Source organism: Mesorhizobium sp. CNPSo 4661 (assembly GCF_057784215.1).
This window is the reverse complement of sequence record NZ_JBWGIO010000011.1, coordinates 50,032-64,212: the sequence shown is the minus strand read 5'-3', so window position 1 is coordinate 64,212 and position 14,181 is coordinate 50,032. Positions and strand designations below refer to the sequence as shown.

General features: G+C 62.7%; 14 protein-coding genes and 2 tRNA genes. 8 read left to right on the top strand and 8 right to left on the bottom strand.

The features are described 5' to 3' along the window. Window positions 1-113: 113 nt before the first annotated feature. The gene (locus AC0YKC_RS17685) at window positions 114-641 is read left to right on the top strand and encodes a hypothetical protein (protein WP_488511966.1); all 528 of its coding nucleotides are present in this window, start codon (window positions 114-116) and stop codon (window positions 639-641) included. Between the two features lie 74 nt (window positions 642-715). Here the strand turns inward: AC0YKC_RS17685 and AC0YKC_RS17680 are convergent. Continuing rightward, a tRNA-Val gene (locus tag AC0YKC_RS17680) sits at window positions 716-791 on the bottom strand. A 218-nt stretch (window positions 792-1,009) separates the two neighbouring features. Between AC0YKC_RS17680 and AC0YKC_RS17675 the strand changes: the two genes are divergently transcribed. Together AC0YKC_RS17675 and AC0YKC_RS17670 are read left to right on the top strand one after the other, a co-directional pair. Further along, window positions 1,010-1,086: transfer RNA gene (locus AC0YKC_RS17675), tRNA-Asp, on the top strand. A gap of 331 nt (window positions 1,087-1,417) precedes the next feature. Then, window positions 1,418-1,621, top strand: a complete 204-nt coding sequence (locus tag AC0YKC_RS17670) for a hypothetical protein (RefSeq protein ID WP_027166441.1) — start codon at window positions 1,418-1,420, stop codon at window positions 1,619-1,621. A 236-nt stretch (window positions 1,622-1,857) separates the two neighbouring features. Here the strand turns inward: AC0YKC_RS17670 and rbsK are convergent, their stop codons facing one another. From rbsK to AC0YKC_RS17655, 3 genes are read right to left on the bottom strand one after another with little or no spacing between them, the layout of a single operon-like run. Further along, window positions 1,858-2,802, bottom strand: a complete 945-nt coding sequence (rbsK, locus tag AC0YKC_RS17665) for a ribokinase (protein WP_488511965.1) — start codon at window positions 2,800-2,802, stop codon at window positions 1,858-1,860. Between the two features lie 4 nt (window positions 2,803-2,806). Further along, complete coding sequence (locus AC0YKC_RS17660) at window positions 2,807-3,259, bottom strand: RbsD/FucU family protein (protein WP_488511964.1); 453 nt, start codon at window positions 3,257-3,259, stop codon at window positions 2,807-2,809. Between the two features lie 26 nt (window positions 3,260-3,285). Then, window positions 3,286-4,344 carry an ABC transporter ATP-binding protein gene (locus tag AC0YKC_RS17655; protein ID WP_488511963.1) on the bottom strand — a complete coding sequence of 353 codons (1,059 nt, stop codon included), beginning with the start codon at window positions 4,342-4,344 and terminating at the stop codon, window positions 3,286-3,288. Window positions 4,345-4,625: 281 nt separating this feature from the next. On the opposite strand from AC0YKC_RS17655, the gene AC0YKC_RS17650 reads away from it, so the two are divergent. From AC0YKC_RS17650 to AC0YKC_RS17640, 3 genes are all read left to right on the top strand, one after another. Then, complete coding sequence (locus AC0YKC_RS17650) at window positions 4,626-6,290, top strand: ABC transporter substrate-binding protein (protein ID WP_320295902.1); 1,665 nt, start codon at window positions 4,626-4,628, stop codon at window positions 6,288-6,290. A 93-nt stretch (window positions 6,291-6,383) separates the two neighbouring features. After that, on the top strand, window positions 6,384-7,499 hold the full coding sequence (locus AC0YKC_RS17645; RefSeq protein WP_488511962.1) for a carbohydrate ABC transporter permease: 1,116 nt from the start codon (window positions 6,384-6,386) through the stop codon (window positions 7,497-7,499). A 9-nt stretch (window positions 7,500-7,508) separates the two neighbouring features. Further along, on the top strand, window positions 7,509-8,426 hold the full coding sequence (locus tag AC0YKC_RS17640; RefSeq protein ID WP_488511961.1) for a carbohydrate ABC transporter permease: 918 nt from the start codon (window positions 7,509-7,511) through the stop codon (window positions 8,424-8,426). 44 nt (window positions 8,427-8,470) lie between these two features. On the opposite strand, the gene AC0YKC_RS17635 is transcribed toward AC0YKC_RS17640, so the two are convergent. Both AC0YKC_RS17635 and hxlB read right to left on the bottom strand, forming a co-directional pair. Next, window positions 8,471-9,214 (bottom strand): creatininase family protein, encoded by a 744-nt coding sequence (locus AC0YKC_RS17635; protein WP_488511960.1) that lies wholly within the window; start codon window positions 9,212-9,214, stop codon window positions 8,471-8,473. A gap of 3 nt (window positions 9,215-9,217) precedes the next feature. Then, the gene (gene hxlB / locus AC0YKC_RS17630) at window positions 9,218-9,784 is read right to left on the bottom strand and encodes a 6-phospho-3-hexuloisomerase (protein ID WP_320295906.1); all 567 of its coding nucleotides are present in this window, start codon (window positions 9,782-9,784) and stop codon (window positions 9,218-9,220) included. A 186-nt stretch (window positions 9,785-9,970) separates the two neighbouring features. Here hxlB and AC0YKC_RS17625 point away from each other — a divergent pair, with 186 nt between their 5' ends. Continuing rightward, entirely contained in the window at window positions 9,971-10,993 is a 1,023-nt protein-coding gene (locus AC0YKC_RS17625; RefSeq protein WP_488511959.1) for an aldo/keto reductase, read from the top strand. Between the two features lie 88 nt (window positions 10,994-11,081). Here AC0YKC_RS17625 and hupB read toward each other — a convergent pair whose 3' ends face one another. Further along, complete coding sequence (hupB, locus tag AC0YKC_RS17620) at window positions 11,082-11,354, bottom strand: DNA-binding protein HupB (protein WP_027166452.1); 273 nt, start codon at window positions 11,352-11,354, stop codon at window positions 11,082-11,084. 14 nt (window positions 11,355-11,368) lie between these two features. Here hupB and AC0YKC_RS17615 point away from each other — a divergent pair, with 14 nt between their 5' ends. Further along, window positions 11,369-11,542 (top strand): hypothetical protein, encoded by a 174-nt coding sequence (locus AC0YKC_RS17615; protein WP_488511958.1) that lies wholly within the window; start codon window positions 11,369-11,371, stop codon window positions 11,540-11,542. Between the two features lie 6 nt (window positions 11,543-11,548). On the opposite strand, the gene lon is transcribed toward AC0YKC_RS17615, so the two are convergent. Then, a complete protein-coding gene (gene lon / locus AC0YKC_RS17610) occupies window positions 11,549-13,960 on the bottom strand; it encodes an endopeptidase La (RefSeq protein ID WP_320295908.1) in 2,412 nt (803 codons plus the stop codon). Window positions 13,961-14,181 lie beyond the last annotated feature (221 nt).

Here is a 14,181-nt window from a genome sequence, read left to right as displayed (position 1 = left end):
TACGACCGGCGACCAAAGCGTTCATCGCACATTCAACAGCTTCGCTGTAGGGTGTCCGATGCAATCAAAACGGGAGACGAATCGTGTCGAAAACCCCTACTTTCCTGATCCGGATGGCACTGGCGGTCATTTGCCTGGTCGGCCTGGCCGCGACCGCCACGGCCCTTTTCCCAAGCACCGCCTCGGCGCAGCAGCTGCGGCGATGCGCCAATGAAGGCGGCATATGCCGCCTGCCCTATCCCACGCAAGTGATCTACGGCGCCCGGGGTCGAACGACGTCCCGGTTTTTCGACCGCCGGGCCGTGCCTTGCTCAAATCGCCTTTTCGGTGATCCTGCACCCGGCCGCGAGAAAGCTTGCTATTACGTGGCGCGCGGCCGCGGCGGCTATGGCGGTGACAACAACTACGGCGGTGACAACAATTACGGCGGCGATTACGGCTCACGGCCGGACCGCGGCGATTGGGTTGCCTGCGCCGGTGAGGGCGATTTCTGCGATTTCGAAGGTCGTGCGGTGGTCAGATACGGCGCACGCGGCCGGTACACGCAGGATGTCTTCAGGAACGGCGTCGACTGCAGCAACGACTCCTTTGGCGGTGATCCTGCTCCGGGCGCGGAAAAAAGGTGCTACGTCAGGCAGTAGCAGCCCGCCGCTCGATAAGGTGGTGGCCCTGGCAAGGGCCGCCGCCACATTCCGTTTCAGCTTGTTCGACAGGCTGGTGGGCGATGACGGGCTCGAACCGCCGACATCTTCGGTGTAAACGAAGCGCTCTACCAACTGAGCTAATCGCCCGCTTGAGCGCGGACCTTTAAGCAGTTAGGGCCGCATCCGCAAGGCCAAATGAACGGACGGCGCACCCGTCGCGGTGCGGTTTTCCCCAGCCAGGACGCCGCTGTCAAAAAACCTTCTGCTGATTGCTGTTATGCTTCGATGCTGCGCTTGACACCCGCAAACGAACCCCTTATCCACCGCCCCAACGACGAACACGGCTGACACGTGCTCGTCAGTGCGCGGGTGTAGCTCAGTCGGTTAGAGTGCCGGCCTGTCACGCCGGAGGTCGCGGGTTCGAGCCCCGTCACTCGCGCCATTTCCCTTTCCGGGGTCAATCAGAAAATCCGGCTTGTGCGGCGCGCCTTGACGCGTCTTCCAGCCGTATCGCCTTGACCACCGCGGATCGCGGTCTGCTTCTACACCGCCTGCCGGCCTGCGCCTGCCGCATGGAAGAGGACAAGCCGATTGCCCACATCGCCGAGTTGGCCAGCTAACGACCTCTGGCCAATTGCGAAGTCAATTCAAGGCGTTGAAGCGACCGACGCCGCGCGAATGTCGCAGCGGGTTTGACAACCGAGGGCCTTTACCCGGGAACCATTCCAATCTTGCCTCGTTCAGCCCACGGGCGAAAATGACGGGAGATCAAGATGGCTGTGAGATGCCGCATTTCGATCGATGACGCCAGGGACGTCGACGAGCTCGCCTTCCAGGAATTGCCACGGGTCGGTGAAAGCGTTTCAATGCCGGTCGAAGGATCGAGCAGGGACCTTCGGGTTCTGCGCGTGGTGCATATGCCCGGCAGCGAGCAGGGCGCAACGACGATGCTGGAGCTGACCAGCAGGATTCTGTAGCGCTATCCGAGCCCGATTCAGGAAATCATTCGCCCAGGACGACGCCGGAAGCGATGATCTGGGCCGTCCGTTCGGTGAGCTTCTGCCGCTTCGTAAGCGTGGGCTTTTCGTAAGGCTTTTTCATCCAGCCGTTCCAATCGGCGTTGCCGACCAGGACGATGAACGCGCTCGCCTCCGTTGCGTTCCGGATTAAGGAGCCGCTAACAAAGCCGAGAAAGACAGGTGGACGGGAGGCGTCAGGCCCTGGCGAGCAGGGCCTCGACCTCCCGCAATGTCGGCATCGACGGCGCGGTGCCTGGGCGGGTCACAGAAATGCCGGCGACCGCGCAGGCAAAGCGGATGGCCTCCAGCGGCTCGGCGCCTTTTGCCAACGCTGCGGCCAGGCCGCCGTTGAACGCGTCACCCGCCCCCGTGGTCTCGACCACTGGGCCCGCATTGACCGCGCCGACATGTTCGGATCGCTCCTTGGTGTGGAGCAGGGCGCCCTTCTCGCCGAGCGTCACGATGACGGCGCCGACGCCTTTGGCCAATAGGGCATCGGCGGCGCGGCGGGCGTCGTCGATCGACGAAACCTTGATGCCGGTCAGTCCTTCGGCTTCGGTCTCGTTGGGCGTGACATAGTCGCAGAGGGTGTAGATGCGGTCGGGCAGGCTGGCGGCCGGCGCGGGATTGAGGATGGTCGTCACCCCTGCCCCGCGCGCGATCTCGAGCGCCTTCAATGCCGCGTCGATCGGCTGCTCAAGCTGGGTGACGAAGACGCCGGCGGAACGAATGAGCTCGGCATGCGCTTCGATGTCGGCCTGGGAAATCAGCATTGCCGCGCCCGGGCTGACGATGATGGCATTGTTGCCGCTGCCTTCCTCGACGAAGATGTAGGCGGCACCCGTATAGCTGTCCGGCGTGTCGATGACGGCGCTTTTCACGCCTGCGTCTTTCCAGGTCTGCTTGGCCATGTCGGCGAAGGCATCGACGCCGAGCCTGGTCAGGAAAGTGATGTCGGCGCCAAGCTTGCCGGCGGCCACGGCCTGGTTCGAGCCCTTGCCGCCCGGGCCGAGCTTGAAGGAATTGCCGAGGATCGTCTCACCCAGGCGCGGCTGGCGGTCGGCGCGATAAGCGGTGTCGGCAACGAACACACCCAAAATTACAACAGGCTTCGTGACGACGGGCTTGCCGATAGCCATGTCCTTACTCCGCATCCGGCGGCACGACGCCCTTGCGGAAGGCAAAGCAGCCATAGAAGCGGCGCTCGCCGGTCTGGATGACGCAATAGGCTCTCCTGGAGCGCTCGTAGAAGGCGTAACGCTCGATCGAGATCATCGGCCAGGGCTTGCCCTCGGCCGCGTCGATCTGCTTCTGGACCTCCTTCTGCACCGGCGGGATCTCGTTCGGCTTGCCGACGATCTCCATGCGCGCCGCCGCATCGTTGACGAAAGTATCCAGCGGCATGACCGACAGCACCGCCTTCACCACTTCGGCCGCCGTCGCGTCGATGCGCAACAGCTTGCCGAGCACGGTTTGCCGCGCCACCGAATCGGACGGGAAATTGGTGTCGGCGATGATCAGGTCGTCGCCATGGCCCATCGCCCGCAGCGCCTGGAGCACATCGGCATTAAGCAGCGGATTGATCCCTTTGAGCATGGTTTCCTCTTGAAGGGTTGATGCGGTCAGAGACGCTTGCCGGTGCCGGCGTCGAACAGGTGGACCTGGTCGAGGCGCGGCTTGAGCTTCAGCGTGTCGCCCGGTTTGAAGTCGTGGCGCTCGCGAAACAGCGCCACCATCTCGCCCTCGCCGAAGCGCACGAAGGCCAGGGTCTCGGAGCCTGTCGGCTCGACCACCGAGATCTTGGACTCGACGCCGTCCGGATGGATCTCCAGATGCTCCGGCCGCACGCCGTAGACGACGGCCTGGCCATCCTCGGCAGCAACTCCCGACGGCATCGGGAACGCCGTGCCGGCGATCTCGACGACCGCCTTCTCAGCCTTCTTCACGGTGCCCTTAAGCAGGTTCATCGAAGGCGAGCCGATGAAGCCGGCGACGAAAAGGTTCGCCGGCCGGTCGAACAGTTCCAGCGGCGCGCCGACCTGCTCGATGCGGCCGTCGCGCATCACGACGATCTTATCGGCCATGGTCATTGCCTCGATCTGATCGTGGGTGACGTAGATGGTGGTCGTCTTCAGCCGCTGGTGCAGTTCCTTGATCTCGGTGCGCATCTGCACGCGCAGCTTGGCGTCGAGGTTGGAAAGCGGCTCGTCGAACAGGAACACCTGCGGATTGCGCACGATGGCGCGACCCATGGCGACGCGTTGGCGCTGGCCGCCGGAAAGCTGGCGTGGGTAGCGCTTGAGATAGGGCGCGAGATCAAGGATGTCGGCGGCGCGCTTGACCCGCTCGGCGACGACGGCCGGGTCGGTGCCGCGCAGCTTCAGCGCGAAGGCCATGTTCTGCTCCACCGTCTTGTGCGGATAGAGCGCGTAGTTCTGGAACACCATGGCGATGTCGCGCTTGGCCGGCGGCAGGTTGTTGACGACGCGATCGCCGATCGAGATCGTGCCGCCGGAAACGGTCTCCAGCCCGGCCACCATTCTCAAGAGCGTGGACTTGCCGCACCCCGACGGACCGACCAGCACGACGAACTGGCCGTCGGCAATGTCGACGCTGACCTCATGCAGGACCTTGACGGTTCCAAATGCCTTGGCCACACTGCTGATCGCGACTTGAGCCATCGTCTCCCCTTTATCGTTTGCGGTGAAGCTAGCCATTGCCAACGGCGACGGCAAGTCGGTATCTTATAGATAAAAACCCAATCTTGTTGACAAGGTAATCGATTACGCGAATAGTGGCGAGTGCCAATCCGAGAGCAGATCTGTTACCCTGAGATCGGATCTCCGGCGACGCAGGGTGGGGTCCCACGTCCCCGTATGATCGAGGAGAACCGTCAGACGTTTCGACGTCCGAGAGATTGGCACTTCAATTCAATGGCTGTTGTTCTGGGAGGAACCTGTAGATGAGAGTCGACCTGTATGAAAAACTGATGCGCGCCGGCGCCAGCCGCCGCGATCTGCTGAAAGGTGCCGCCTCGATGGCCGCGATCGCCGCCGCGTCCGGCGCCGGGCTCGGCGCGCTGACGAGGCCGGCCGCCGCCGATGACAGCCTGCGTGCGAAGATCCTGCAGATCCCGGGCGTCGGCAAGGGCCAGCCGACCGATGCGGATTTCCAGAAGGTCGGCGAGCTCTGCCTCGAAGCGACCAAGGCCAATGTCAAGGAAGGCGAGTTCGCCGGTGTCGAGCTCACGTTCATGGGCCTCAACAACCAGAACCTGCACAACGTGCTGTTCCGCGGCTTCCTGAAGCCATGGGAAGCCTATACCGGCGCCAAGATCAGCTGGATCGACCTCGCCCAGGCCGACTACAACGCCCGCCTGCAGCAGTCGATCGCCACCGGCACCGTCGACTTCGACATCATCGAAATGGGCGCGCCCTTCGAAGGTGACGTCTGCGGCAAGGGCCTCACCTCGGAGATGCCCGACTGGGTCAAGAAACAGATTGATTTCGACGATCTCGTCAACTACCTGAAGCCGCCGGTCGGCACCTGGGACGGCAAGCAGTATCGCGTGACCATCGACGGTGACACGCACAACTTCAACTACCGCACCGACGTGTTCGCCGATGCCGACCTCGCCAAGGCCTGGAAGGAAAGCGGCGCCACGACCGAATGGGGCGTGCCGAAGACCTGGCAGGAAGTGCAGGCCGTTACCAAGTTCCTGAAGGGCAAGAAATTCAAGGGCCAAGACGTCTATGGCTATCTCGATGCGCCCAAGCCCTGGGGCGGTTTCGGCTTCTACTTCCTCGGCAGCCGCGCCACCGCCTATGCCAAGCATCCCGATGACAAGGCCTGGCTGTTCGACGCCGACACGATGAAGCCGCGCGTCAACAATCCAGCCTGGGTGCGCGCCATCCAGGACGTGATCGACGCCCTGCCCTCAGAGCCTGCCGACCAGATCAACGCCGATCCGAACACGACTGCCTTCCAGCAGTTCCTGGCCGGCACCGGCTCGATGATCCCGTGGTGGGGCGACGTCGGCTCGAACGTGAAGACCAACGACTCATCGGTCATCGGCGACGTCACCGGCTTCTCGATCCTGCCGGGCTCCGACGACGTCTACAATTCCAAGACCGGCAAGTGGGAAAAGCTCGCCAGCGGCCCGAACTATTCGCCGAATTGCGCCTATCTTGGCTGGGGCGTCTATGTCATGGCCCGCGTCGACAAGGACGAAAAGAAGAAGAAGGCCGCATGGTCCGCCGCGGCCCATCTCGGCGGCAAGGACCTGTCGATCTGGACAGCAATGTATCCGTCGGGCTTCCAGCCCTACCGCAACTCCCATTTCAACATTCCCGAATGGGTGGCGGCCGGCTATGACGAGGCCTTCATCACCTCCTATCTCAAGTCGGAAGGTGATTCCTACAATCATCCGAACGCTGCGATCGAGCCGCGCATCCCCGGCATCTTCCAGTACTACTCCGCCGCCGAGGACATCCTCGCCAACACTTTTGCCGGCAAGATGAAGGCGCAGGAAGGCGCCGACGCCATCGCCGCCGCATGGGAGAAGCTGACCGACCAGATCGGACGTGACAAGCAGGTGAAGCTCTACAAAGCTTCGCTCGGCATGTAATCTGTCTCACGGAAGTCGCGGCCCGGCGGCACCAGTCGCCGGGCCGCATCTTTGACCGGCTGCGGCCGGTCGTCAGTCAAAGAGGCGAGAGGCGTGGCTGAGCAGACTTCGACCGCGAATGCGTGGGCGGCAAATCCGGCCGACCTGATCCCGGCAGGCCGCAAGCGCCTCGGCTGGGGTCTGCTGGCCCTCGCGACCCTTGGCCTGCTGGCGATCATCGTCGTGCAGGTTCTCTACAAGACCGAAATGTCCACGGTCGGTTTCGACACCTGGCGCCCGGTGATCTACGCTTACATCTTGTGGGGCGCGGCGCTCGGCGCCTGGCAGGTGCTGACGCGTGGCGAGGACGGCCAGCGCGCGCTGTTCCTTTTGCCCGCGCTGCTCTTCACCATCGCCATGGTGATCTTCCCGACGCTGTTCGGCTTCTACATCGCGCTGACCGACTGGAACCTCAGCTCGTTTACCGGGCGCAGGTTCAACGGCCTCGACAATTTCTGGCAGATGCTGGCCGATCCCTATTACCGCAACGCGTTGTTGAACATGGTGCTCTACGTGCTTGCGGTGCTGGTCGAGTATGTCATCGCCTTTGGCCTGGCGCTGCTGCTCAACGCGCAGATCCGGGCCCGCAAATTCTTCCGTGTCGTCTTCCTGCTGCCGCTGATGCTGTCGCCGGTCGCCGTGTCCTGGATGGTCGGCAAGTCGTTGATGGAGTACCGGTTCGGACCGGCGGCGACGCTGGCGCGTCATCTCGGCTGGGACAACCCCGCCTTCTTCTCCGATCCGATCACCGCCCGCATCTCGATCATGATGCTCGACGCCTGGACCTTCATCCCCTTCATGATGATCATGCTGCTTGCCGGCCTGCAGGCGATGTCGCGCGAGGTGCTGGAAGCCGCCCGCGTCGACGGCGCGACCGCGTGGCAGACATTCTGGCAAGTCACCTTTCCGCTGATGCTGCCGGTGTCGGTGACGGCCGTTATCCTGCGCATCATCTTCAAGCTGAAGCTTGCCGACATCATCATCACTCTGACCTCCGGCGGCCCCGGCGGCGCCACCGATTCCGTGTCGAGCTTCATCTATCGCGAATATCGCGACCGCTCGAATGTCGGCTACGGCACCATGCTCGCCATGGCCTATCTCATCATCATCGTCGTTTTCGTGACCTGGCTGTTGAAATTCGCCAGTCGCTTCGTGCGCAACGTCAACTGAGCGGCCATCATGAGCGTCCAGACCACCGACTACACCGTTTCCGAAATCCGCTCGCCGGCGGCCTTTATCGCCAGCCGCGTCTTCATCTACGGCGCGCTTGTCTTCTGGGCTTTCGTCTGCCTGTTCCCGATCTACTGGACGATCACCACCTCTTTCAAATCAGCCGTCGACGTCACGCAAGGCCATCTCATTCCTTTCGTCGACTTTACGCCCGACTGGAAGGGCTGGCGCTCGCTCGGCCTGTCGCCGGATTCGATCACCCAGACATCGACCGTGCGCGACGAATTCCTCAAACGCTTCATGAATTCAGTCATCACCTCTGTCGGGGCATCGGGTCTCGCCATCATCATCGGCAGCCTCGCCGCCTATGGCCTTGTCCGCTACCGCTACAAGTTCGCCTGGTTCAAGAACGAGGACATCTCCTTCTTCTTCCTGTCGCAGCTCATCCTGCCGCCGGTCGTGCTGGCGCTGCCTTTCCTGGTGCTCTACCGCGAAGTGGCCCTCCTCGACACGCGGATCGGCCTCGTACTCCTCTACACGCTGATGGTGCTGCCGATCGTGATTTGGATCATGCGCGACCAGTTCAACTCTATTCCGGTCGAATTGGAGGAAGCAGCTTTGGTCGACGGGCTGTCGATCTGGGGCGCCTTCTTCCGCATAGTCATGCCGATCGCGCTGCCCGGCATGGTCGCCGCTTTCATCCTGGCGATGGTGCTGTGCTGGAACGAGTATTTCTTCGCCGCCCTTCTGACGTCGACCGATGCCAAGACCATCCCCGTCATGGTGGCGAGCCAGACCGGCTCGCAAGGCATCAACTGGTGGTCGATGGCAGCGCTTGCCACGGCCGCGATCGCGCCGCTGGCCGTCATCGGCATCGCGCTCGAGCGCTATCTGATCATGGGCATGACGGCCGGCTCGGTGAAGTAGCCGGGCCTCTCCTTCTCTCCTTGTGGGAGAAGGAAGAACCGCGCCTAGCTCACCAATATCGACCGCAGATGGTCGAGGATCATGGCAACGCCGATCTTGCCGAGACCCGCCGAGGCCTCCGACGCGCTTTTCGTATACCAGCCGGTGTTGTCGGCGAAACGCTTCTCGTCCACCGCCTCCGGGCATAGCGCCAGCATCAGCGAGGTTTCGCCGATGCCGGCATGGTCGAACGGATATTTGCCGTTCATCGCGGCCGGCATCAGAGGATGCACCTGCACCCAGTTGAAGACATTCTCGCCCTGCGCATGGCCGGCATAGTAATCGGCCATTGTGTTGGAGCCCCACCAACCCTCGCCACGTTCCTTCTCCAGGAAGCGGAAGATCGCCTGGCGGCCAGCGGTCTTGAAGGCGAGATCGGTCGGCATGCCGGCCACGAAATTCTCGGTCTGGTGGTGGATGATGGCGTGGATGTTGCGGAAGCCGATGCGCAGCAGGCCGTAGAACAATTCATCGGCGAATGGCGAAAGCACCGGACCGCCGACCTGTACCGAGCCGCTGCCTTCGGGCGCCGCCACCGCATAGCTTGCCGCGCCGTAGTAGAAGGGCGGCAGGATGACGATGTCCCTCTCCTTTTCGATCAGCTCCACCGTCTTGATGACGGCCAGCGTGTCCATGCCGACCGCCATGTGCTCGCCATGGTATTCGAGCACGCCGAGCGGCAGCACGACCGGCCAGTTCTCCTCGATCGCCTTGCGGATCTGGTGCGGCAGCATCAACTCGTAGCGCATCCCCTACTCCATATTGGTGTGCCTGGCGCGCATCGCTTCCGGCGTGGCTTTTGTCAGCGCCTTGAGCTTCAGCACCATGATCTCGAACAAGACGAACAGCGCGCCCTCGAACAACGAGCCCATCGGCAGAACCGAAGTCCGGGCGGCGCCCTGGTCGCTGGCCATCGTCTGCGCCGGGATGAGCAGCGTGAAGTCGGCGAGTTTCTCCGCGCTGCTTTCCGGTTCCGCCGTCAAGAGCAGCACCTTCGCGCCGGCCGCGCGGGCAACCCGCATCAAGGTCAGCACCGTGGTGGTCTCGCCTGGCCCTGAACTCACGAGGAACACATCGCCTTTCCCCATCGGCGGCGTGGTCATGTCACCGACGACCGAGACCGGCAGGCCGAGATGGTAGAGCCGCATGGCGAAGCCTTTCACCTGCAGCGCCTCGCGACCGCAGCCATAGACGGCGATCCGGGCGGCGTCGGCAAGCATTTCGCAGGCGGCGTCGATCCGGGCTTCATCCGTACGCGCCAGCACCGCGCCAAGCTCGTCCAGCGCGGTCGCGAACATGCCTGATCCGGCTTTGGTCATGATGGCTCTCACCCTGCCTGAGAGGTGTCGCGACGCTTTGTGGATTTGCGGTATGCTGCCGCGAAAAGCTTGTTTCTGTTCATGCTACCACCGCGAAAATCGCTGTCCAACGAGCCTCGGCACTTTTGCTGGGCCACGAGCGTGATAGTGTCATGTCAGACAAATCACTCCGGGACATCGTCAGACATGAAGACACGGCATTTCGACCGCATCGGCAATGGCGGCATCACCTTCACCGAGCTCGGCTTCGGCACCGCGCCGCTCGGCAATCTCTACCGCGCCATTTCCGACGAGGACGCCAATGCTACCTTGCAGGCGGCCTGGGCGACCGGATGCCGCTATTATGATACGGCCCCGCTCTACGGCCTCGGCCTGTCGGAAACGCGCCTCAATCCCTTCCTGCGCGGCAAGAAGCGCGACGACTATGTGTTGTCGAGCAAGGTCGGCCGCATCATGCGCGTCGCCCCGCCGGACAAGCGCACCGGCATCGGCAAGTTCTTCGAGACGCCGTCGCGCCGGGAAGTCTACGACTACAGCTATGACGGCGTCATGCGCTCTTTCGAGGCCTCGCTGGAGCGCCTGGGCGTCGACCGCATCGACATCCTTTTCGTCCATGACGTCGACATCTTCACCCATGGCAGCAAGGAGGCCTCGGATGCCCGCATCGAGGAATTCATGTCGTCCGGCTATTACGGCCTGCTGGCGCTGCGCGACCAGGGCGTGATCAAGGCCTTTGGCGGCGGCATCAACGAGTGGCAGGTCGCCCAGACGCTTGCCGAGCGCGGCGACTTCGACCTGTTCCTGCTTGCCGGCCGCTACACGCTGCTGGAGCAGGAGGCGCTGCAATCCTTCCTGCCGCTTTGCCAGAAGCGCGGCATCGGCATCGTGCTGGGCGGCCCCTACAATTCCGGCGTGCTTGCGACCGGACCGAAGCCCGGCGCCTTCTACAATTACAGCGAAGCGCCCAAGGAGATCCTGGATCGCGTGGCGCGTATCGAAGCCGTCTGCAAACGCCACAATGTGCGGCTGATCGAGGCGGCGCTGCAATTCCCGCTGCAGCATCCCTCGGTGATGTCGGTGATACCCGGCGGCCAGCGGCCGGCCGAGGTCGAAAGCAACCGGGCGCTGCTCGACACCAGGATACCGGCGGCGCTGTGGGCGGATCTGAAACAGGAAGGCCTGATGCGCGCCGACGCGCCGACGGCCTGAGCAACTCCAGGAAGAATGCGGGTCCAATCGCCGCAAAAAAAAGAAAAGCCGGGCAAGCCCGGCTTTTCTGCTCTTAAAGAAAAAGGTCTTAGTTGACCGCGTCCTTGAGGCCCTTGCCGGCCGAGAACTTCGGCACGGTGCGCGCCGGGATCTTCACTTCCGCGCCGGTCTGCGGATTGCGGCCGGTCGAAGCAGCGCGTTTTGACACGGTGAAATTTCCGAAGCCGACAAGCCGGACATCGCCGCCCTTCTTCAGTTCGCCAGTGATCACGGAGAACACCGCATCGACGGCGGACTGCGCATCAGCCTTCGAAATGCTTGCGGAGTCGGCGACGGCGGACACCAGTTCGTTCTTGTTCATAAAAATTCCCTTCCATGAGAAAACCGGAACTACGACTCATCCGGCAGGAAACGGACTTTAGAAAGAAGCGTTCAGGAACCCAAGCCGAAAACCGCGGAATTCCGGGCTTTTTTGCTTTTTTTGGTGGCTTTTCACATGAAAAAGCCGGGCTCAAGGCCCGGCTCTCTCTTTGTGCGCTGCAACGTTAGCAAACGCTAATGAGCAAGCGACTTTCCGGCATCGTCGCCGCTGTCGACCGGAGCCGGCGCATTGACCGGCTCGACCCACTCGATCGGCTCCGGCATCCTGACCAACGCGTGCCTCAGCACCTCGCCAACCCGCGAGACCGGAATGATCTCCATGCCGTTCTTCACATTGTCCGGAATCTCCGCCAGATCCTTGACGTTCTCTTCCGGGATCAGGACCTTCTTGATGCCGCCGCGCAATGCCGCGAGCAGCTTCTCCTTCAGGCCGCCGATCGGCAGGATGCGGCCACGCAGCGTGATCTCGCCGGTCATCGCCACATCGGCCCGCACCGGGATACCCGTCAGCACCGACACGATGGCAGTGGCCATCGCGGCACCTGCGGACGGGCCGTCCTTCGGCGTGGCGCCTTCCGGCAAGTGGACGTGGATGTCGCGCTTGTCGAACAGCGGCGGCTCGATGCCGAAATCGATAGCCCGAGAGCGGACGTAAGAAGCCGCCGCCGAGATCGATTCCTTCATCACGTCACGCAGATTGCCGGTCACCGTCATGCGGCCCTTGCCGGGCATCATGACGCCTTCGATCGTCAGCAGCTCGCCGCCGACTTCCGTCCAGGCAAGACCCGTGACCACGCCGACCTGATCGTCGGCTTCGACCTGGCCGAAGCGGAAGCGCGGCACGCCGAGATAATCGGCGAGGTTGTCCGCCGTGATCTTCACCGTCTTCTTCTTCGTCCGCAGGATCTCGGTCACCGCCTTGCGCCCGAGCTTCATCAGCTCGCGCTCCAGGCTGCGCACGCCGGCTTCCCGCGTGTAGGTCTGGATGATGCCGCGGATCGCGTCCTCGCCGACCGAGAATTCGTTCGGCTGCAGGGCATGGTCACGGATCACCTTGGGCATCAGGTGACGCTTGGCGATCTCGATCTTCTCGTCCTCGGTGTAACCGGCGATACGGATGATCTCCATGCGGTCCATCAGGGGCGCCGGGATGTTCAGCGTGTTCGCCGTCGTCACGAACATCACGCTCGACAGGTCGTATTCGACCTCGAGGTAATGGTCCATGAACGTCGAGTTCTGCTCGGGATCGAGCACCTCGAGCAGGGCCGATGACGGATCGCCGCGGAAGTCCTGGCCCATCTTGTCGATCTCGTCGAGCAGGAAGAGCGGGTTCGACTTCTTGGCCTTCTTCATCGACTGGATGACCTTGCCGGGCATCGAGCCGATATAGGTCCGCCGGTGACCGCGGATCTCGGCCTCGTCACGCACGCCGCCGAGCGCCATGCGGATGAACTCGCGGCCGGTCGCCTTGGCGATCGACTTGCCGAGCGAGGTCTTGCCGACGCCGGGCGGTCCGACGAGGCACAGGATCGGCCCCTTGATCTTCTTCTGGCGGCTCTGCACGGCGAGATACTCGACGATGCGTTCCTTGACCTTGTCGAGGCCGAAATGGTCGGCGTCGAGCACGTCCTGCGCATAGTTCAGGTCCTGCTTGACCTTGGAGTTCTTGCCCCACGGGATCGACAGCAGCCAGTCGAGATAGTTGCGCACCACTGTCGATTCAGCCGACATCGGCGACATCGAGCGCAGCTTCTTCAACTCGGCCTCCGCCTTCTCGCGGGCCTCCTTGGAGAGCTTGGTCTTCTTGATGCGGGCCTCGATCTCGGCGGCCTCGTCGCGGCCGTCCTCGCCCTCGCCGAGCTCCTTCTGGATCGCCTTCATCTGCTCGTTGAGGTAGTACTCGCGCTGCGTCTTCTCCATCTGGCGCTTGACGCGCGAGCGGATGCGCTTTTCCACCTGGAGCACGGAGATTTCGGCTTCCATGAAGCCCATCGCCTTCTCCAGACGCTCCTTGACGGAAAGCGTGGCGAGCATCTCCTGCTTCTCGGGGATCTTGATGGCGAGGTGCGAGGCGACCGTATCGGCGAGCTTGGAATAGTCGTCGATCTGGCTGGCCGCACCCACCACTTCGGGCGAGATCTTCTTGTTCAGCTTGACGTAATTCTCGAAGTCGGTGACGACCGAGCGGGCAAGCGCCTCGATCTCGACCTCTTCCTCTTCCGGTTCGGCGAGCGCGGTGGCGCGGGCTTCATGGAAATCGGCGCGGTCGGTGAACGAGACGATCTTGGCGCGCGAGGCGCCCTCGACCAGAACCTTCACGGTGCCGTCGGGCAGCTTCAAAAGCTGCAGCACATTGGCGAGCGTGCCGATGTCGAAGATCGCATCGGGCTCGGGATCGTCGTCGGCTGCATTCATCTGGGTGGCGAGCAGGATCTGCTTTTCCTGACCCATCACCTCTTCCAGCGCCTTGATCGACTTTTCACGGCCCACGAAGAGCGGAACGATCATATGCGGGAACACGACGATATCGCGCAGTGGGAGGACTGCGAAAACGCCGTCGCCGGAAGCCTTGGATATCTTGGCCATTGTCCAACCTTTCATGTCGCGGACGCTTATTTTAGCCAACCGCGAATCTCATATTAACGACCGAGGGTCGTTCCGCCTACCACCGTTTGTGACGGGAGTTTTACAGCACAGAATTCGGCGCCTCGGCCTTCTGCTGTTAGGTGGATGCAGCCGGGGCAAAGATCAAGGGTTAACACGGTCGCTCGACCCGTTCCATCGCATGCCTTCCCGCCTTTCACAGC